Genomic DNA, 19634 nt, shown 5'->3' with positions numbered 1-19634 from the left:
CGATCGGGCGCAGCAGCCGATCAGGGTTCGATGCGTTCGAGCGTGCTGCCCCGCACGTTCTGGCGCTCGAGCTCGATCACCGTGTGCTCGCCGCGCAGGACGACGAAATCGCGCTCGCCCGAGGCAGCAAAGCAACGCAGAACCTCTGCCTTCGAACCCGACCAGACCACGAACAGCTCGCCACCCTCGCAACCGGTGAGCGCGGCTTCGGGGGTGATCTCGGTGACCTTGCCCTTACCCCAGCTGAAGCTCTGGTAGATCGCCGGCGGCACCGATCCCGCCACGAGCAGCAGCAAGACCAGAAACAGCGTCGGTTCGCCGAGACTGCGCGCAAAGGCGAAGACCTCGCGCCAGCCGGGGCGCGTACCTTCGCGCCGGCCGATCACCCGGAACAGCAGCGCCACTGGCACCAGCGCCAAAGCTGTCCAGGCCAGCAGGCGCAGGATGAAGCTCCACATGCCGAGCGGGCCGTTGGCATCGACCGGGCCGAACGCGCCGCGAATCCAGTCCTGGACGGTGTTCGCATTACCGTGAAGCGGGAAGGAATCGGCCAGCATCGCGCGCAAGCCGAGCACCAGCGCGGTCAATAGCGCCACGACCGCGACCCTTCTCCACCACCCGCTCCAGCCCAGCAGGCGGCAGGTGGCGAAAGAAAGGAGAATGATCGCCGCGAACACCACGAGATGGGTCGGCAGCGCGAGCCAAAATGCCATCCGGAGGAACTGGTCGAGCGTCGTCGCGAGGATCGAGAACCCGCCGAGCAGGATGTCCTCGGTGCTGGCGACGAGGAAGAAAGGCAGGTCGAGCGAGGCGAACAGGCGATACTGGATATAGGCCGAAGCGAACAGCAACAGCGCGGCCACGATCGAGAACACCTCGATGAAAATCTGGAAGAAGTTCGCGCTCTTTCGCGCCCCGGTCGCAGCCGCCTGTTCCGCCATCCTGTCCCCCTCGAACCGATCGGTCGCAGTTCTACGCGAAGTCCGCCGTCACGCAAGCCAATCGCCCGCCTGTCTGATTTCGTACATCGACCGGCCTGGTCCCGCCCGGCATAGCGAAGCCCTGTCAATTCGAGGGACCAATCGATGAAAATCAACATTTTGCTGGGGAGCCTTGCGATGCTGCCTACCCTGTGCGCACCGCTTCCCATCAAGGCCGCGACGCTCGACGCGTCCGACGCGGAGGTCACCGCGCGTGAACCGTCCGTGATCGACATCGCCATGCGCTCGGTGGTGACGATCTCCTATGGCGCGGAGGAAGACGATCCCGACGGCAGCGGTTTCGTCGCACATGCATCGGGTTTGATCGTCACCAATGCCCATGTCGTCGCTCGGGCCAAGGGCGACACGGTCCGCGTATCTTTCGCCGACGGTCGTACTTTCACGGGCACCGTGGTCGGGCGCGATCCGCGCACGGACCTCGCGGTCGTCAGGATCGAACCCGACGAACCGCTGATCCCGCTCAAGCTCGCGCCTAGATCGAAAGCGGGGCTTGGGACGAAGGTCTTTGCGCTGGGCAGCCCGATGGGAAAGCGCTTCTCGGTGACCGCCGGGATCGTCAGCGGATACGACCGGGCCTACGATGCGGCCTGGCCGGTCGATTTCCTCCAGCACGATGCCGCGCTCAATCCCGGCAATAGCGGCGGGCCGCTGATCGACGAACAGGGCCGGGTCCTCGGCGTCAACACCGCCACCCCGCCCGAAACGCTGTTCGACATGGGGATCGCGCTCGCCATACCGGCCGAACTCGTGGCGCGGATCGTGCCCGAACTCGCCGCGAAGGGCGAGGTCGACCGGGGCGCGCTGGGCGTGAAGGTGTCGAGCGCCGATCCCGCAATCGCGGCCGCCCTGGGAGCCGACGGAGAGAAAGGCCTGCTGATCGACGAAGTGCTGCCCGGCAGCGCCGCGGCGCAGGCCGGGATGAAGATCGGCGACATCATCCTGGCGATCGGCGAGCGTAAGCTTCGGCTCGCGCGCGACCTGTCGCTCGCGCTGCTCGATTCGCGACCTGGCGAAACGCGTGCCATCACCTTGATCCGAAACGGGACAAGGCGGATCGAACAGGTCGCGTTGGGGAAAGACGACCCGAGTGCCGGCGAGCGCGGTCGTGTCGCCACACTCTCGCTTTACCCCGTTGATACCTCTGGGAAAAATCGCACCTTCGGCGCCACGTTTTCAGAGCGGGACGGCAGCATCGTGATCGACTCGGTCGAGGAAGGTTCGCTCGCCCAGCTCTACGGGCTTTACGAAGGCGATATAATTCTGGCAGTTAACGGCCAGCAACCGGGTGATCTAGGGTCGCTCCAGGCCAGGGTGGGGTCGATGGGGGGAGATGTTGCAGTGCTGCGCATCCAGCGCGAAGGGATGGGAACGTTCCACGTCGCCCTGCCGCTGACCGCGCGCGCATCGCAGGAACGTCGCCCCGGCGACCAGAAGCGCTTCCCGCAGGGCCCGCTATGAGCGCCGCCGCCACCCTCGACCGCGAAGTGGCCGCGCGCACGGGCGAACTGTTTGCCGATGCCCGGGCTCTGGTGCTCGAAGACGAGATCGGCGAGGAAATCCGCGACGCGCTCGATGCTGCCGGATTCGGCACGGTGGACCTCGTGACGACCGGCGAGGACGCGATCGAGCGCCTCGCGGCCACGACCTACGACGTCGTCCTGCTCGACCGGATCAATCCGGGCCTCGAAGGGCTCGAAGTGCTCGACCGCATCCGTGCGGGGGAAGGCCTCGCCACCCCGGCCGATACGCCGGTGCTGGTCTATTCGCTGCTCGGCGGAGAGGACCAGCGGATCCACGGCCTGCTCGCGCGCGGGGCCGACGATTACATCCCCAAGCCCGCCAGCCCGGAAGAGCTCGTCGCCCGCGTCGCCGCGCAATTGCGCGGACGCAAGCCCGCCAAGGCGAAAGAGGAATGGTCGATCTACCCGCTCGCGATCGACGAGCAGGCGCGCGTGGTAAGCATCCATGGCGAACCGATCGCGCTGACCACGCGCGAGACCGACATCCTCGTCGAACTCCACCGCGAACAGGGCAATCCCTTGAGTCAGTCAATGCTGTGGGACCGCTGCTGGATCGGCAAAGGCTGGAGCCACATCCCCGAGGAATACGCCAATACGGTCGACCAGGCGATCAAGCGTCTGCGCCGCAGCCTCAAGAAGCAATGCGGTGCCATCCCCGAGGCCTATCACCCGCTGGTGGTCAATATCTGGTCGCAGGGCTTCGCCTTGCGCAACCTCGCCAATCTGGCGGCCGGAGACGAAACGGCGGATGGCGGCGTTGGATGAACGCGGCGCGCTCCAGGGTTGGCTCCCGCTGCGTACCTGGCTGGTGGTCGCTGCGCTTGCCGCCCTCGCGCTCGCCGCACTCACCTTCGGATTGCTCCAGCTGGTCTCGCAAAGCGCGCGCGAAACCGCACTGGTCCGCGCCGAAGCCGACGCCGCGCTTCTCGCCAGCAAGCTCGACAGTCTGCCTCGAGACCTCCGACCCGAGGAACGCGCGGCGGAGGTCGAAACGCTCGTGCGGATCCGCGCGCTCGAAGGCAGCGACGGCGGATTGTGCGACAGCGGCGAGCGCCAGCGCGCCGTCGCCCTGCTGCGCCGCCCCGGCGGAGATACGATCGGCACCGACGGGGTCGACTGGCCGCGCGGGCTTTCCAACCGCATCGCTCTGGCGAAGGAGGTTGCCTGCCAGGCCGATGGCGGCGAGGCGATGGTGGTCACGCGCGAACTCGATGACGGGACGCAGCTGCTGCTCGGTCGCACGGTCAGCCGCGATCCGAAGCTCGTGCGCTCGGCCTATCTGCTCGCGGCCGGGATCGCGCTTGCCTTCCTGCTGCTCTCGATCGGGCTCGCCTCCTATCTCGCGCGCAGCTGGCGCAGGCGGCTCGATATCTTCAACGCGCTGCTCGATCGCGCCGATGCCAACCGCTTTTCCGAGCGCGCCGACGAGGACGATCCGCGTCCCGAGTTCCGCCTCCTCGCTCACCATCTCAACGCACTGCTCGGACGGTCGGCCGACATGATCGCGGGGCTCGGCCGCCTCCACCGCCACGTCGCGCACGATTTGCGCGGGCCCGTCATGGTCGCGCGCAAGCATCTCGAGGCGATCGACGGCGACGAGGCACAGGAGGAACGCCTCGCGGCTGCCGATGCGCGCCTCGCGCTGGTCGACAAACGCTGCCGCACCCTGCTCGGCATCATCGATGCCGAGGTCAGCCCACGCGCCCAGTCGATCGTCCGCGTCGACGAACGCCTGCGCACACTGGTCGACGATATGTTCACCTATCTCGCCGACGAGAAAGAGCTCACCTTCGAGTGTGACCTCTCCCCCGCGCAGACCCGCGCGGTAGGCGACCTGCTCGACCGGATGCTCGAGAACGTGCTGTCGAATGCGATCAAGTTCGCCGAGCCAGGTTCGACCGTGCGCTGTTCGGTGGCCGAGGCCGTCGGCGAGGTTCGTATCGCGGTCGAGAATGACGGGCCGCGCGTGCCCGAGGACACGATCCGCCGGATCTTCGAACCGGGTTTCAGCGACGCGCTCGGCCAAGCCAGCGGTCACGGGCTCGGCCTCGCGCTGGTCAAGACCGTCGCGCTGCGCGCGGGCGGCGACGTGCGCGCGACCAATCTTGCCGCCGGATTCCGGCTCGACATCATCCTGCCGGCAGTCGCCGGTTCCGATAGCCTACCATCCACCGGGAGAAGCCATTGACCGTTCGCCGCCTGATCGCGCTTGCCGCGAGTGTCTCCGCCCTTGCCCTGTCGGCCCCCGCGATCGCACAGACCGCCACGCCGGTGCCGTTCGACGAGGATCGCGGGGTCTATTCCTATGCCCCGCAGATCGCCGAAGCCTCGCGCTCGGTGGTCAAGGTGCTCACCATGGGCCGCGATCCGCGCGAAGGCCCGGGTGCCGAGCCCAAGGCCTCCGGCAATGGTTCGGGCGTGATCGTCGATGCCGCGCGCGGCGAGGTCGTGACCAACAACCACGTCGTCGAGAATGCGACCTCGGTCAGGATCGAGCTGTCCGACGGCCGGATCTACGACGCGACGGTCGTGGGGCGCGATCCGCAGACCGATATCGCACTGCTGCGGATCGAAGCGCGCGATTTGCGTCCGATCGAACTTGCCGACAGCTCGCTGCTGCGCTCGGGCGACCTCGCCTTCGCGATCGGCTATCCCTTCGGGATCGACCAGACGCTGACGATGGGCATCATCTCGGGCACCGGGCGCAGCGGGATCGGCGACGGCATCGAGGATTTCATCCAGACCGACGCGGCGGTCAATCCCGGCAATAGCGGCGGCGCGCTGATCGATTCGCGTGGCCGTCTGATAGGGATCAACACCGCGATCTATTCGCGCGGCGGAGACAATGCCGGGATCGGCTTTGCGGTGCCGATCAACATGGCACTCGCAGTGCTCGCCCAATTGCGCAACGACGGCGAGGTCCGGCGCGGTCGCATCGGGGTGAGCATCGCGCCGATCGACGCCCGGTCGGGCACCAGCAATCGCGGCGCGCTGGTAGAGCGGGTCGAACCCGGCAGCCCCGCAGCCGAGGCCGGGTTGCGGCAGGGCGACGTGATCGTCGAGGCCAATGGCCGCACGATCAACACGCCCGGCAATCTCACGGCGATCATCGGGGTCGCCGCGCCGGGGACGCAAGTCGCGCTCGGCATTAGGCGCGGCGGGCAGACGCAGCGCCTGACCCTGCGGGTCGCCGAACCGCGCCGGGTCGAGGTCGCCGAAGCCCCGCGCGGTGGCGAACCGCAGGGCGGCCAAGGCGGCGGAGGCGGTTCGCTCGCCGCGCTCGGTGCAACCTTCCGCGACAAGCGGGCGGGCGACGGCTTTCCCGAACAGGTTCGCGGTGCCGTGGTCGCATCGGTCCAGTCCGGCTCGCTGGCCGAACGCTCGGGGCTTGCCGAAGGCGACCTCGTGATCGGCGTCAACGGCGAGCGCGTGGCGAGCGCGGCCGACCTGTCCGAGGCGCTGCGCAACGTGGCCGGGAGCGCGACCCTGTTCGTCGCGCGCGGCAACAATTTGATTCAGATTCCGCTCCGCCAGTGACGCGGCGCGATATCCATGCAAGACAAAGCAAGTCGAAGGAGGGGAGATTTCGCAAACTATAAGAAGTTGTCAGTGTCGATGATCCCGATCACCCGGCATAGTCATGCCACCTGGTCGAACGGATCAGCCAATTTTGGGGCGACGCAAAGAGTTTCGCCGCCACATTGTGAGGAGTAAGTTGGAATGAAGTACGTGAACAACAAGGTGATGGCCGCGCTACTCGGCGTAACCGTGCTCGCATCTGCCCCCGTCGTGGCGCAGGACAAATCCGGCACCAATGTCGGCGAAGACGCGGGCGAGCTGAACGAAAGCGGGAAGCTGGTCGAAAAGGCCGCGCTCGGCTATCGCCTCGCCGAATATGCCCGTGCCGCCGAAGATCCGCAGGCGATGCTCGTCGCCGCGCGCATCCTCAAGGGTATCTCGCTGCGCAGCAGCGACAATACCGGCGAGATCGTGGCCGAGGGCGATGCCAAGCCCGAGACCGGCAAGGCTGCTGCGGCGGTCACCGCCGACACCCTGCTCGACGAAGCCGCCGCGCTCGCGATCGACGACGACGACCTGCTCGCGATGATCGAGGACACCCGCTCGGCCGAAGCCAAGGGCGCGACCAACGGCCCGATCTCGATCAGCCGCTGGGTCCCGAGTTCGACCGCGTGGAACGTGGACTTCAACGCCCGCGGCGGCGAACCGCTGCTGGTTGCCGCACGCCGCGACAGCGCGACCCCGGTCGACATGAAGGTGTTCGACGAGAACGGCTACCTCGTGTGCCAGGACATGAGCCACAACGTGGTCATGCGCTGCCAGGTCAACCCGGCCTGGACCGGACCGTTCCGCGTCCAGCTGATCAACCATGGCGGCTCGGGCTCGGGTGTCCAGCTGCTGACCAACTGAGCCGAACCGGAAGGGGCGCCGTTCATTCGAGCGGTGCCCTTTCCCCCCATCCTGCCGCTGCTCCGGGCGGCCCATGACCATCCCCAGTACGGGAACCCGATCGATGAACCGTCTCGCCCGCTACGCCCTGTTGCCCCTCGCCCCGCTGCTGATAGCGGCGCAGGATCCCGGGGAGATCGAGATCGAACCGGTCCCGCCGCCCGAGGAATTGCGCTCCGAGGCCTTCGTCGCGGCGCAATACGCACAGATTTCCAGCGCCGCCGCCGCGGTCGACAAGGTCACCGCGCGCTTTTCCGCTGGCGATAACGCGCTCGCGCAACTCGAACAGCAGCGCGACGAGAAGCTCGCCGAACTGCAGGCGATCGATCGCCAGTTCACCGCGCTGATCGAGCGCGGCGACCAGGTCAGCGAGGAACAGCGCCGCGAACTCGCCGAGCGCCGTCGCAGCGTGCGCGAGGAAGTCACCGCGATCGAGGACCGGATCAACACCGATTTCCCGCAATATTTCGAATTGACCCGGCCCAAGCCGCTCGCGATCGCGCAGGCTCAGGCATTGCTCAACGAAGACGAGGCGATGCTGGTCGTGCTCGTCGCCGACGACGCGTCCTATGTCTGGGGCCTGACCCGCGACAAGGCCGACTGGATCCGCTCCGAAGCGATGAACGAGAAGGCGCTTGCCGAGGCGGTCGCCACCTTGCGCTCGAGCATGGGGGTGAAGGACACCCGCTCGGGCGGCGTGATCGACCAGACCGAGGGCGAGGAACAGACCGATGCGGGCACGCTGGTGTCCTATGCCGCGCGCCCGTTCGACCGGAAGCTCGCCTACCGGATCTATTCCGAACTGATCGCCCCGCTCGAGGACACGATCGGGGGCAAGGAAGTGCTACTGACCCAGGTCAGCGGCGCACTCACCGCATTGCCGCTGGGCCTGCTGGTCACGAGCGCCCCCGAAGGTCGCGACGACGATGCCAATGCCTTGCGGCGAACCGACTGGCTGATCGACGATTACGCGCTCGCCGAACTGCCCTCGGTCTCGAGCCTGCGTGCGCTGCGCTGCCTGCTGATCGCGCGTGCCGAAGATGCCCACCCGGGCTGCGAGACCGCTTCGGGATCGTCCAACTACGCCCGAACCGCGCGCGCCGGAGTGGCGCTTGCGGGTTACGGCGCACCGACCTTGACCGGCAACCCCGCCACCACCGAGAACGCCGGCGATGCCGAGAAGGCATATGATGGCCAGCTCGCCGACACCGAAGCGCTGCGCGGCCTGTCGAAGCTCCCGCATGCCAAGATCGAGCTCGAGAATCTCGGCAAGACTTTCGGCAGCGCAGCGAAGATCGTCACCGGGGACCAGGCGACCGAAAGCGCGGTCAAGCAGAGCAAGGAAATCGAGCAGGCACGCTTCGTCGTGTTCTCGACCCACGGCCTGCTCGCGACCGAGGTCGGCAGCGTGGCAGAGCCGGGACTCGTCTTCACTCCGCCAAGCGCCGACGCGAAAAGCGAGATGGACGACGGTCTTCTCACCGCCTCCGAAGCCGCCGCGCTCAACCTCGCCGCCGACCTCGTCGTGCTGTCGGCCTGCAATACTGCGGCTGGCAGCGGTGAACCGGGTGCCGAAGGCCTGTCTGGCCTCGCCCGCGCCTTCCTGTTCGCCGGAGCACGCTCGCTGATGGTGAGCCACTGGGCGGTGAGCGACCGCGCAACCTCGCTGCTGATGCAGAACACCTTCAGCCAGCTGCAGGACGGCGACGTCGCCAGCCGCGCCCGTGCCCTGCAGACCGCGATGCAGGAAGTCCGCAACTACCCGGACTTCACCATGGTCAACCCGGTTTTCTGGGCCCCCTTCACGCTGGTCGGCGAACCGGGGGCATGAAGTGGATCTCGGCGGCGCAACGGGCTCTTGGTCAGGCGTCGCTGCCCGGCTCCTGACCGGGACGCTGCTCTCGCTCTCGCTTGCCGCTCCGACTGCCGCGGCCGATTTCATCGACTGGCATCCGACCCCGCCCGCCCTTGCCGAAGCTGCGGCGGCGGGAGATTTCGCGACTGCCAAGGCTGTCGCGATCGAAGCCACCGGCGAATGCGCCGAACGGCCCGACTGGTCGCCCGATACCGAGCCCCTGTTCGCGATGCACTGCGCCGGCCCGTTCCTCGACCTCTTCGCGCTCGCCGCCGAGCAGGGGCAATCGCGCATCGCCGAAACCAGTGCGCGGGTGGTCTTCCACTTCTTCACCGGTGAAGCCGCGCCCGACGATCCGCTGCAGGTCCTGAGGGCTGCCGCCGAAGAAGTCGGCCGCAACGAGGAATACCTGCGCTCGGTCCCGTTCTACGATTACTGGGCGCAGCGCGACATCGCCGCGCGCGGCGACCAAGCGACGCGCGAGATCGCCGCGCTCGCACTCGAACATGCGCAATCGCAGCTCTACTCCACTGCCGCCGTGCTGTTCGAACGCCTGCTGTTCGACCGCGGCGCGAGCGCCAAGAAGGCCGATCCGGCCTGGTCGCGGGCGTTCGTGCGTTCGCTCATTCGGAGCCAGCGCAGCGAAACCGCGATCGCCTATCTCGATTCCGGAGTTCACGGGCTCGATCCGGGCATCGAAGACAAGTTTCGCGGCTGGGCCCTGATGCAGCAGGGCCGCTACGACAAGGCCGACGATAGCCTGCGTCGCGCCTTCGGCTCGGGCCTGGGAGACCGCGAAACCGACCTGTTGCTAGCGCGATTGCTGCGTCTGCAGGGGCGGCTCGACGAGGCGATGCCGATCCTCGAACGGCTGGTGGGCGACGATCGCGCGGTGATCGAGGACGAAGCGGCGGCCGGCGCACTCGACGACGAGGGGTGGTACGCCGTCAATGTCAGGCTTGCCCGCGCGCTCGGCGAGCTCGGGCTCGCCGCGCTGGCTGGCGGCGACCTCGAGACCGCTCGGCGCGAGCTATCCGAAAGCTACAACCGGTTCACCGTGGTGGGCGATTTCTACCCGCCCGACGGCGCCGAATTCTTCGCCGGCCAAGGCGAAGCCGAACTTGCGCGGGGCAACTGCCTAGGTGCCGAAGGAGCCTTTGCGCGGGCGCTCGAGATCGACCTGATCTTCAAGGGCAGGAACTACCCGCTCGTGCCGGTGCGCGAGATCGGGTACCGCTATTGCTCGCCTCGCGAGAACGGCGAAGGGGCGATCATCGATCGCGAATTCGCCGACGCATGGCGCAGCATCGCGGCGACGTGGGATGAAGCACATCCCCAACGCGTTGCCAGCGCAGGCATGCTGGGCACCTATTATCTCGAGGCTTCGCCCCGCCCGCGCCTGGCGCATGCCTTCTTCGCCTCGGCCGCTTCCGGGGCGCAGGCCATCATCGCGGAAGAGGCCGGCTCCGACACCGCTAGGCTTCGCAGCGCTGCCAAGCATCGCCCCGTGTTCATCGGTCAGGTCCAAGCCGCGTGGCAGCTCGGGAATCCCGTCTCGTGAGGACGAGCGCTCTGTGGGCCTGCGCGATCCTGCTCGCCGTGCCTCGTCAGGCCGAGGCACAGGAATTGCGCCAGCCGTCTCCCGCACTCGAGGCGGCGATGGGAGCGGGCGATCCCGTCTCGAGCGCCTCTCTTGCCGCAACCGAAGTCGAGTCCTGCATTGCCGAAGCCGGGCCCCAGCCGAACACCGAGGCGCTTGCGCCCTGCGCACTGCTGTTGATGGTCGCCGCCCAGCTCGCGCAGCAGGTGGGCGAGACCGTCGATGCACTCCGCTTCGGTGAGGCTGCGGCATTCGTCGCGCGCGAGACGTTCGGCGAGGACACCGACATCGAGGCTTATGCGCGACTGGCACGTGGGCAGGCGCTGCTCGAACTGGGCCGGAACGACGACGCCGAGGCCGAGCTCGAGCCGGCGCTGGCGATCGCTCGGCAATTGTTCGAAGCAGACAATCCGGAGCTGACACCGTTTCTTGGCGCGCTTGCTCTCTCGCGCTTCACCCGCAACGATCCGGCCAGCGCGCGCGCGCTGTATGAAAAGGCGTTGCCGATCGAGGCCGACCCGCTGTTCGCGGCGGATCTGCGGGTGAATTACGCCCGAGTGCTCTATGTCCAGGGTGACACGGAGGGTAGCCTCGACCAGGCTCGTAGCGCCGCCGGAGCCTTTGCAGAATTGCTGGGCGAGACTTCGAACAAGACGATCGAGGCGCGTACGGTGGTCGCAAACGCCCTGACCCGGCTCGAGCGGGCAGACGAAGCCATCGGCTTGCTTACTCCGCTGATCGCCCAGCTCGAAGGCCGTAGCGAAGTGGAATGGCTGCTCGCCGACGCGCTGCGGATGAAGGCGATCGCGCTGATCGAGAAATCGGAATTCGCCGCCGCCGAGGAGCTGCTCGAACGTGTCACGAGCATGGTCGATCGGGTCTACGGGCCCGATTCCGGGATGCAGTCGCAGATCGCGGCATTGCTCGCCTCGGTGCGGAAGGGTGCCGATGCACAAGTCGCCGGACAAGGCGAGTTTCCGGTGCCGCCGTCGTTCTGGGAGCATTTCTACGCGGGTCGCTTTACCGAGGCGATCGCGCTGCTCGATCCGGTCGGCAAGGCCTGCATCGCCGCGAACAGCCCCGACACGATCGACCCGGCGAAGCTCGGACCATGTGCGACACTCGTTGCGCTGGCGGGGCTGACCTATTCGTCACTCAACGAGCTCGAACAGGGACGCAGCTTCGCCGAACTTGCCGTCGCGATCGCGGAGGCGAGTTTTGCCGATCCGTCGCCCGAACTCGGCCTCGCGCTGTTCGTGCGTGGAGCAGTGTTGCAGCAGGGCGGCAGGGTGCAGCAATCGATCGTGCCGCTCGAACGGTCGTTGGGCATGCTGGAGGACCAGCCCGACACCCGTTTCGCACCGATGCAGTTGCTTGCCGCGGCCTATCTACAGGCCGGTGAATACGAGCGCAGCCTGGCGCTCATCCGCGCCGCCACGATGCTCGACATCCCGCCGCTCATGCGGCTCAACTTCACGGATATCGAAGCCCAGGCGCTCGCCTCGCTCGGCAGGATCGACGAGGCGGAACGGCTCGTGCGCGACGCTATTGCCGGCAACCCCGAAGCCCTGCCCACGACCCGTCTCAAGCTTCAGCAAGCGCTTGGCCAGGTCCTCACCGCGGGGCGCCGCTATGATGAAGCGATCGCGGTCCTCGAAGCTCTGTTGCCGCAGATGCGCGCGACCTTCGGCGAGCACCCGATCACCGCACGTACGCTCGATGCGCTGGGGCTTGCCTATGTCAGCGCGGGCCGCGCGCGCGATGCCACCACCGCGTTCGACCAGGCGCTGACGATCATTCGCGCGCTCGTCGGGGACGACAACCCGCTGACCGGCGTCGCCTACAACAATCTCGGCCTAGCGCTGCTGCAGACCGGCGAAGGCGAGCGAGCCGCGCGCTCGTTCATCAGGGCGGTGGAGATCCTCCAGTTGCAAGAGCCGATCAATTTCGATCTATTCGCACAGGTAGCGCTCAATCTTGGGCGGATGACCGAACTGCTCGATCGTCCCCAAACCGCGCTCGAACTGGCCGACAACGTGCTCGAGATCGTCGCCGCTCGCCCCGAAGGAGACGTTGCGCTCACCGCGCGCGTGCGCGCCGCACGGGCCAGCGCGCTGTTTTCGCTGGGGCGGTTCGGCGAGGCGATCGACGATGTCGCAATCGCGTGGGACATTGCGCAGGGCGATGCGCGCCTCGCCGATGTCGCCGCCGGACTAGCCACGATCCGCGCGCGCGCCGAGGCCGGGCGCGGCGATATCGCGGCGGCGCGGCAGTGGTTCGACGAAGCCGCCCGCCGGGCGGGTCTGAGCTTCACCCGGACCGACGCCAATCGCCTCGCGATCCTCTATTACTTCGCCATGTTCGAACGCGAAACCGGGCGCGATCTCGCGGCGGCGCGCTCGTTGCTGCGCGAAGCGGTGGGCGGCTCGCTCGCGCGGATCGAATCCTACGACGATTTCGACGCCGCGGCGCAGCGTGAGATGCGCAGCCTCGCGACCCTGTTTCGCGACCAGGTTGCGATCGCGTGGGCGATCGAGGAGGCGCAGTGATGCGACGTGCGATGATGGCAATGCTCGGGCCGGTGGCAATCACGCTCCCGGCTCCTGCCACCGCGCAATCGGCTGCGGCCTTCCGGGCCGAACCCGATTACAGTTTTTCTGTCGAAACCGGGGACGGGGCAGAAGACAAGGCTGCCGCCCTGTGGGCCGAGCTTCGGACTCGTTTCGCCGACGATCCCGATCTCGCGCTCGCCGCCGAAGCGCAGGTCGCGGCCGACCGGGGCGACATCCTCGCCGCGATGCAGGCCCAGTCGGGGGCGGTGGTCGATTGCCGTCAAGAAGCCCGCGACGATTGCGCCCCGCTGTCGCTCGGCTCGGCCGTGCTCGGGCGCTTCTATCGCGACAACAAGGACGTGCTCGAATTCGCGGCACTCCTTTCTGCCGGAGATGAGCCGTCGCTCGAGGCGGCGCAAGCGATCGCACCGGTGGCGATGCGCCTCGAGCTGACCGAGAGGCTCGAGAACATCCGTGCCGCGAGCACGCTGCGCGAGCGCGCGGTGGCGATCTACGAGGCCGAGGGTGGCGAGGTGCCGTGGGAGCTGATCGCCGCCTATTTCCGACTGTCGGACAATTACCGCAGCCAGCGGCGTTATTCCGAGGCCGAGACAGCACTCGAAAAGGCCGCGGCGCTGGCCGACGAAACGTGGGATTTCGATGCCGCGGCCAAGGGGGACCTCGCGCTCCAGCTGGCCGAACTCTACGCCGATATGCGCCGCCCGGCCGATGCCGAGAATCAGGTCGCCAGGGCACGCGCGATCCTCGCCCAATGGTTCGAGGCCTATGAACAGCTGCCGCTCGAAGCCGAGGCCGCCTATGCCCGCTCGCTGCTCGGTGCCAACCGGCTCGACGAGGCCGAAACCGTGTTCGAGGCGATCGAACGGAGCCTCGACGCGCGCATGGGGTTGCCGTTCGAGCCGGTCGCGGTCCGGCTGATGCTCGACCGCGGGGAATTGCACGAACGCCGCGGCGAGCCCGCTGCGGCCGAGGAAATCTATCGCGATATCGTCACGCGCGCCGCCGCCGCGAAGATCAAGGAAAGCCCGCTGGTCGCGCGGGCGCTCAAGCGGCTTGCCGGGACACTGCAACGCCAGCAGCGGCTCGACGAGGCCGCGCAAACCTATTCGCGAGCGCTCGCGATGCTGACGGCAACGGTCGGCAAGGCCCATCCCGCAACCGCCGACACGCTGCTCGAGGTCGGCCGGGTCGATGAAGCCGGCGGCCGTCTAGCCCGGGCACGCGAAGCCTATGCCACCGCACTCGCCTATCTCGCTCCCTTCCCCGTCGGGCTCGACCACGCGGTCCTGCAGTCGAGGATTGCAGCGGTCGACGCCGCGCTGGACGAGAAGGACGCGTCGCTGGCGCGGTTCGCGCGCGCCGCCGAAGCTTTCGACGAAGCGATCGGCGCCTCGGCCTCCCCCGAACGGGCGCAGGCGCTCCACGAATGGGGTAAGGCCCTGATCCGTTTCCGCCAGCCGACGGCTGGCCATGCGAGGATGCGCGAGGCGCGCGCTATGTTCGCGCAGGTCGCCGATGAAACGAATCTTGCACGGATCGAGGCGCTCGCAGTCGAGGCCGAACTGCTGGGACGTCGAGATCCAGGCGAAGCCTATGGCGCGATCGCCACGGCCACCCGCGGAGCGGTGCGGCGGATGGAAAGTTACGAGGGCTTCGATCGCGGCGCCCAGGCCGAACTCGCGCGGTTTGCCCCGGTTTTCGCGCGCCATGTCAGGATCGCCTGGGAGGTGGGCAATGCGCGCTAGTCCTGTCCTTGCACTCCTCTTGCTGATTGCATCGCCCTCCATGGCGCAGGAGCAGGCCTACCCTGTGCCGGACGCAGCCGCACAGCGCGCCCTGCAACGACAATTGCCATCGGTCGTCGGGGCGCTCGAAGAACGCGTGATCGCCGACTGCGAAGCCGCGGCGCTCGGGAGCGCGGCGTGCCTCGAGGTCCTCGCCTGGGCTGCGGGGGAAAGCTGGAGCCGGCGCGAGGCGCGAACCGATTACGCGGAGCGCGCAGTCACCCTCGCCGAAACCCACCTGGCTGCGGACGATCCGCGCCGCGCCACCGCCTATATCGCGATGGCGCGCGCGGTCGAAGGGCCGACCAGCGACAATCTCGATTGCGAAAAGCCATGCCCCGCCATCGTCTCCGCGCAGCCCTGGCTCGATAAGGCGAAGTCCGTGCTGGAGGCAGCGACGCCGCGCGATCACCTCGCGCTCGCGCTTGCCTATCGCGAATTGGGCGGGAATCTCTACGCACAGGGCAAGCGTGTCGAGGGCGATGCGCTGACGGACCGGATGCTCGACACGCTCGTCGCAGGATTGCCGGATACCTATGCGCGCCTGCGCCGCGAGATCGACGACCTGATCTACAATATCGAGACCACCGGCCAGCAATATGCGCGTGCGGAGGCCATGCACCGGATGCGGATCGCCGCGACCGAGGCGGTTTCGGGGGAAGGCGCGACTCTGGCCGGCGACTATGCCGCATTCGGCCGCAACCTCGCGCGACAGGGAATGTTCGAGGCTGCGGGGCAAGCACTCGACAACGCGATAGCCCTGTCGACTGTCCATGCCTCGGACGATTTCGAATTCGTGGTTTCGCTGCTCGTCGAACGATCCGTTCTCGCCGAAGCGGTCGGCGAGACGGAGCGCGCCATCGCACTGATGCAACGCGCAATGGAGCTTGCTGGCGATCGGACCGTAGAAGACGGATTGGGCCTGCCGCTTCGCGTGCGTCTCGGTCGGCTGCTCGAACAGGTGGGCAGGAGCGACGAGGCGCAGCCGCTGCTGGTCGAGGCCTATATTGCCGACCCGGACAATATCGAGACACTTTCGACGCTGGCGCAACACCTCGCCAAGAACGGTGCGCCCGAGAAAGCCGAAACGCTCTATCGCGGTGCGCTGGCGAAAGCCGATGCGGCGACCGGGTTCGATGCCGCGTTCGCCGATCTGAGCCGCGCCTATCTGCGGATGGGGCTGGGCCGTCTGCTGCTCGAACAGGGAAGGATCGAGGAGGCCGAGGCGGAGCTTTCCCAGGGGATCGTCGAATGGCAGCGCATGGTGCCGTGGCACACGGCCTTTCTCGACCTACGCTTCCTTCTCGCCGAAGCGAAGCTGCGTCTGAAACGACCGGAGGATGCGCTGTCCCAGCTTGCGGCCGCCAGCGCACAGACATCCGGCATGTTCGGCAGTGCCAACCCGCTGCGCATCGACACCGATCGCCGCGCCGCCACCATGATGGACGAACGGCTCGGACTGCATCCGGCCGCGTGGACCTATTACGCGCGCGCAGCCTCGGGCGCGAAGAACCGGATCGACAGCTACACATCGTTCGATAACGAGGCGCAGCGTGAATTGCGCGGCTACCGCCCGCTCTTCCTCCAGCAGGTGGGCGCGGCATGGCGCTATAGCGAAAGGGGCGTCGACCGACGAGCTGTCAGAATTCATCCGTAGTGCGCGCGCGCGCCATGCGTCACAACAATCCCATGCAGAGCCGAGGAACCTTCAAGCCGATGCGTCGATCCATCTCCCGTCTCGTTGCGCTGGGGCTTGTCTTCGGTTCTGCAGCCATAGCTCCCGCCTCCGCCCTCATCCCCGTGGCGGAGGCGGACATCGGCACCGACGAGGCCGGCGATGCCGCCAAGCGGATCGAAACCGCCGCTCTGGTGCGCGACCTGGTCGCGTGGGCGCGCGCGCAGGAAGACCCCGAAGCACTGATCGTCGCGGCACAAATCCTTGCCAATTCCAACATCGTGCTCGCCGCTGCGGATGACGCAACGCTCGAGATCGGGCAGGTCGAGCGCGAGGACTTCCCGATCATCGAACCGCTCACCCTGCTCGCCGAAGCGCGGGTGCTGGCCGACGACGATCCGGACATCCTCCAACGAATCCTCGATATGATCGCTTCCGAGTCGAAGGGGTTCCTGCCCCAGGCAATCGTCTACACGCACGATTTGAAAGGCAGCGGGCGGCTGGTCATGCGCGCCCGCGCCGAAGGGGGGCGGCCCGCGCTCGTCCGCGTCCGGGGCGACGGCGATGCCCGCCTCGAAATGGTGGTGCGCGACGAGGCGGGCCGCGAAGTTTGCCGCGATGCACCCGGTCGTGGAGAGCGCGGAGCCGATCTGGTATGCCGCTGGACGCCGACCTCGACGGGCAATTACCGGCTCGAATTGCTCAATCGGGATCGCGTGTGGACAAGGACGCTGGTGGTTTCGAACTAGGGGGATTGGAATGTTTCTTCGACGGATGGTCGCGGTGTTCGCCACGCTCTCGGTGCTCTTGGTACCCGGAGCACTTACCGCGCAGGACGACGGCCAACCCGAAGGCCGGATACGCGCGCTCGTCATCGGCAATGTCGGCTACGATCCGAGCAAGTATCAGGTCATCCAGTGGAAGCCGCTGGTCGGGGCCTACAACGATGCCGTGATGATCACGCAGAAGCTGCTCGACGAAGGCGTGTCGCGCGACGCCATCACGCTGCTGACCGATCCGCCGAGCGCCGAACTGCGCGAGCAGAAGCGCGGGCTGGAGCTGTTCGAGACCGACATCGTCCCCGACGGTATCGGGACCCGCGACAACATCCTCGGCGCGCTCAAGCAGTTGGCGCTGACGACGCGGCCGGGCGACGAAGTGCTGATCACCTTCTCCGGCCACGGCTACCAGCAGCGCGAAATGGTCGCGGGCAACGAGCCCGACGGGCTCGACGAGATCTTCATCCCGCTCGACGTGCGCGACCCAGCGCCGGGCGATAGCGAGAAACGCCTCCCGGGCGCGATCACCGACGACGAGATCGGTGCCGCGATCGACGCGATCCGCGCCAAGGGCGGCAACGTCACCTATCTCGCCGATTACTGCCATTCTGGCGATTCGATGCGCAATGCGGGCGAGGACAGCGACCTGCCGCCCGCCGGCCTGCTCGCCGAGCCAAAATTCGCCGATATGGGCGATGGTGATTTCGTCCAGGACCTCGCGGTCGAAGCCTCGAAGGGCAAGCCCGGCTGGGGGTCGTTCGTGGCGATGATGGCGGCGCCCTCCGCGATCCAGGCAAAGCAGGAGCGTGCGCCCGGTTTCTGGCCGCGCGAAGAGCAAAAGACGCTCGGCATCCTGACCGCCTACAGCTTCGCCAACCTCTCCAATCCGCAGGTCGTGACCTATCGCGACCTCGCCGCGCGGGTCGGTTCGAACTTTTCGGAATACGAGAAGAAGGCGCCGCGCCCGCTGTTCGACGGCGATCTGGACCGCCCGATCCTCGGCGGGCTGCTCAAATCGGCCAGCGATGAACGGCGCGACAGCTGGCTCGTCACCAAGCCGCGGCGCGACCTCGAGGCCGAGACGATGGCGGTCGCGAGCCTCGAAATGAGCGCCGGCGCTTTTCAGGGCGTGACCGAAGGCACGATCATCGCCTTGTCGAGCGTTCGCGGCGAAGGCGAAAAGGTGCTGCTCTACGGCCAGGTCGCAAGCACCACCGCTTTCACCGCCAAGCTCGTCCCCGTGTCCTTCAACGGCATCGACGCCGCGCAATGGCAGGATATCCGCGATGCAGATGGCGATCGTTTCAGCAGGGAGGCCAAACTGATTGCGACGGTCGCCCAGCGCCCGGTCGACGTCTCGTTCCGCGTTGCACGGCCCGCACCGCCGAGCAATCCCACGCCCGCGCAGAAGGTCGCGCTCGAATGGTTTGCGAAAACCGAACCTGGTCCGCTCGGCGCGACCTTCGTTGCTCCCGGGGAAGAGGCCGAGTTGGCCTTTCGTCTCGACGGCGACTTGTTGGCGATGGAAGAGGCCGGGACGCGGGTGACCGATTACGGCACGATGGACCTTGGCGAACTGATCGCACGTGGGGGCGAAGACGAAGTCGCGGGCGTGCTCGGCCCGGCGATCGTGCGCGCCGCGCGGTTTCATAAATTGCGCAAGGTGCTGGCCTCGAATGACGGGCTCGGGACGCAGGAAGACAACCCGGCCGAAAAGGTCGCGATACGGTTCCACCTGCTGCGGCAGGACGATCCGGTAGACGCCGAGGGCAATTGCAGGGTTCCCCCCGACGCCGGATTGGGCCGCGAGCAGGTTTCGCCGCTGTCTCGCCCGCTCGGCGAGAGCGGCTTCGCGACCTCCGACGGGCGGATCTTCCGCAAATGCGACATCCTGACGGTCGAGATCGAGAACGTCTCGAACGAGGAAATCTACGTCAACCCGCTCTATTTCACCTCCTCGGGGGCGATCTACTGGCGCTCGGCGCTGCGCGATCGCACCGATACGCGCTATCCGCCAGGGCGGAAGGGCACGTTCCACATCCAGTTCGCCAAGGCGATGGAAGCCCAGCGGCTGCAGGACGAGTTGATCGTGCTGGTGTCCGAAGCGGGCGACGGCACCGCGGTCAGCTTCGCCCGGCTCGGACAGGGCCCCGTGCTCGAGGCGGCCTCCGAACGCGAGGCGCAAACCGCAGGCATGACACTCGCCGCCTCCACCCTGCGTTCGGGCCCGTCGCGCGGGATCGCGGTCGAGGACATCATCGCCTCGATCTTCGGCGGAGCCTCGCGCTCGGGCACGGTGGGCAAGGCGTCGGCGACGGGCGCGGTGCGGTATGAATTCGGCATCCCGCCCGCCACCGACCAGTAGGCGCCCGAACGACCT

Annotated in this window: 13 protein-coding genes; 12 read left to right on the top strand and 1 reads right to left on the bottom strand. The window is 67.3% G+C overall.

Features of this window, described 5'->3' with window-relative positions; genetic code table 11:
* Nucleotides 1-20: 20 nt before the first annotated feature.
* On the bottom strand, nt 21-941 hold the full coding sequence (locus IEW49_RS03920; protein WP_188641458.1) for a hypothetical protein: 921 nt from the start codon (nt 939-941) through the stop codon (nt 21-23).
* A 144-nt stretch (nt 942-1085) separates the two neighbouring features.
* Here IEW49_RS03920 and IEW49_RS03915 point away from each other — a divergent pair, with 144 nt between their 5' ends.
* The 12 genes from IEW49_RS03915 (at nt 1086) to IEW49_RS03860 (ending at nt 19619) form a co-directional block, all read left to right on the top strand.
* Nucleotides 1086-2459, top strand: a complete 1374-nt coding sequence (locus tag IEW49_RS03915) for a trypsin-like peptidase domain-containing protein (protein WP_188641457.1) — start codon at nt 1086-1088, stop codon at nt 2457-2459.
* Nucleotides 2456-3286 carry a response regulator transcription factor gene (locus tag IEW49_RS03910; RefSeq protein WP_188641456.1) on the top strand — a complete coding sequence of 277 codons (831 nt, stop codon included), beginning with the start codon at nt 2456-2458 and terminating at the stop codon, nt 3284-3286. The genes IEW49_RS03915 and IEW49_RS03910 overlap by 4 nt, the downstream gene beginning before the upstream one ends.
* The gene (locus IEW49_RS03905) at nt 3270-4709 is read left to right on the top strand and encodes a sensor histidine kinase (RefSeq protein WP_188641455.1); all 1440 of its coding nucleotides are present in this window, start codon (nt 3270-3272) and stop codon (nt 4707-4709) included. Before IEW49_RS03910 ends, IEW49_RS03905 begins: the two co-directional genes overlap by 17 nt.
* A complete protein-coding gene (locus IEW49_RS03900; protein ID WP_188641454.1) occupies nt 4706-6058 on the top strand; it encodes a trypsin-like peptidase domain-containing protein in 1353 nt (450 codons plus the stop codon). Before IEW49_RS03905 ends, IEW49_RS03900 begins: the two co-directional genes overlap by 4 nt.
* A gap of 183 nt (nt 6059-6241) precedes the next feature.
* Nucleotides 6242-6949, top strand: coding sequence for a hypothetical protein (locus IEW49_RS03895; RefSeq protein ID WP_188641453.1), 708 nt, complete (start codon nt 6242-6244; stop codon nt 6947-6949).
* 103 nt (nt 6950-7052) lie between these two features.
* The gene (locus IEW49_RS03890) at nt 7053-8819 is read left to right on the top strand and encodes a CHAT domain-containing protein (protein ID WP_188641452.1); all 1767 of its coding nucleotides are present in this window, start codon (nt 7053-7055) and stop codon (nt 8817-8819) included.
* Nucleotide 8820: 1 nt separating this feature from the next.
* Nucleotides 8821-10404, top strand: coding sequence for a hypothetical protein (locus tag IEW49_RS03885; RefSeq protein WP_188641451.1), 1584 nt, complete (start codon nt 8821-8823; stop codon nt 10402-10404).
* Complete coding sequence (locus tag IEW49_RS03880; protein ID WP_188641450.1) at nt 10401-12992, top strand: tetratricopeptide repeat protein; 2592 nt, start codon at nt 10401-10403, stop codon at nt 12990-12992. The genes IEW49_RS03885 and IEW49_RS03880 overlap by 4 nt, the downstream gene beginning before the upstream one ends.
* Nucleotides 12992-14761, top strand: a complete 1770-nt coding sequence (locus IEW49_RS03875; protein WP_188641449.1) for a tetratricopeptide repeat protein — start codon at nt 12992-12994, stop codon at nt 14759-14761. Before IEW49_RS03880 ends, IEW49_RS03875 begins: the two co-directional genes overlap by 1 nt.
* Nucleotides 14762-14825: 64 nt before the next feature.
* Nucleotides 14826-16457, top strand: a complete 1632-nt coding sequence (locus IEW49_RS03870; protein ID WP_188641448.1) for a tetratricopeptide repeat protein — start codon at nt 14826-14828, stop codon at nt 16455-16457.
* 59 nt (nt 16458-16516) lie between these two features.
* The gene (locus tag IEW49_RS03865; protein WP_188641447.1) at nt 16517-17224 is read left to right on the top strand and encodes a hypothetical protein; all 708 of its coding nucleotides are present in this window, start codon (nt 16517-16519) and stop codon (nt 17222-17224) included.
* Nucleotides 17225-17234: 10 nt separating this feature from the next.
* Complete coding sequence (locus tag IEW49_RS03860) at nt 17235-19619, top strand: caspase family protein (protein ID WP_188641446.1); 2385 nt, start codon at nt 17235-17237, stop codon at nt 19617-19619.
* The last annotated feature ends 15 nt before the right edge of the window (nt 19620-19634 follow it).

The organism is Pseudoblastomonas marina (assembly GCF_014641655.1).
Lineage (GTDB): Bacteria > Pseudomonadota > Alphaproteobacteria > Sphingomonadales > Sphingomonadaceae > Alteriqipengyuania_A > Alteriqipengyuania_A marina.
Note: the sequence above shows the minus strand (reverse complement) of the source record. Positions and strands in the feature narration are given on the sequence as shown.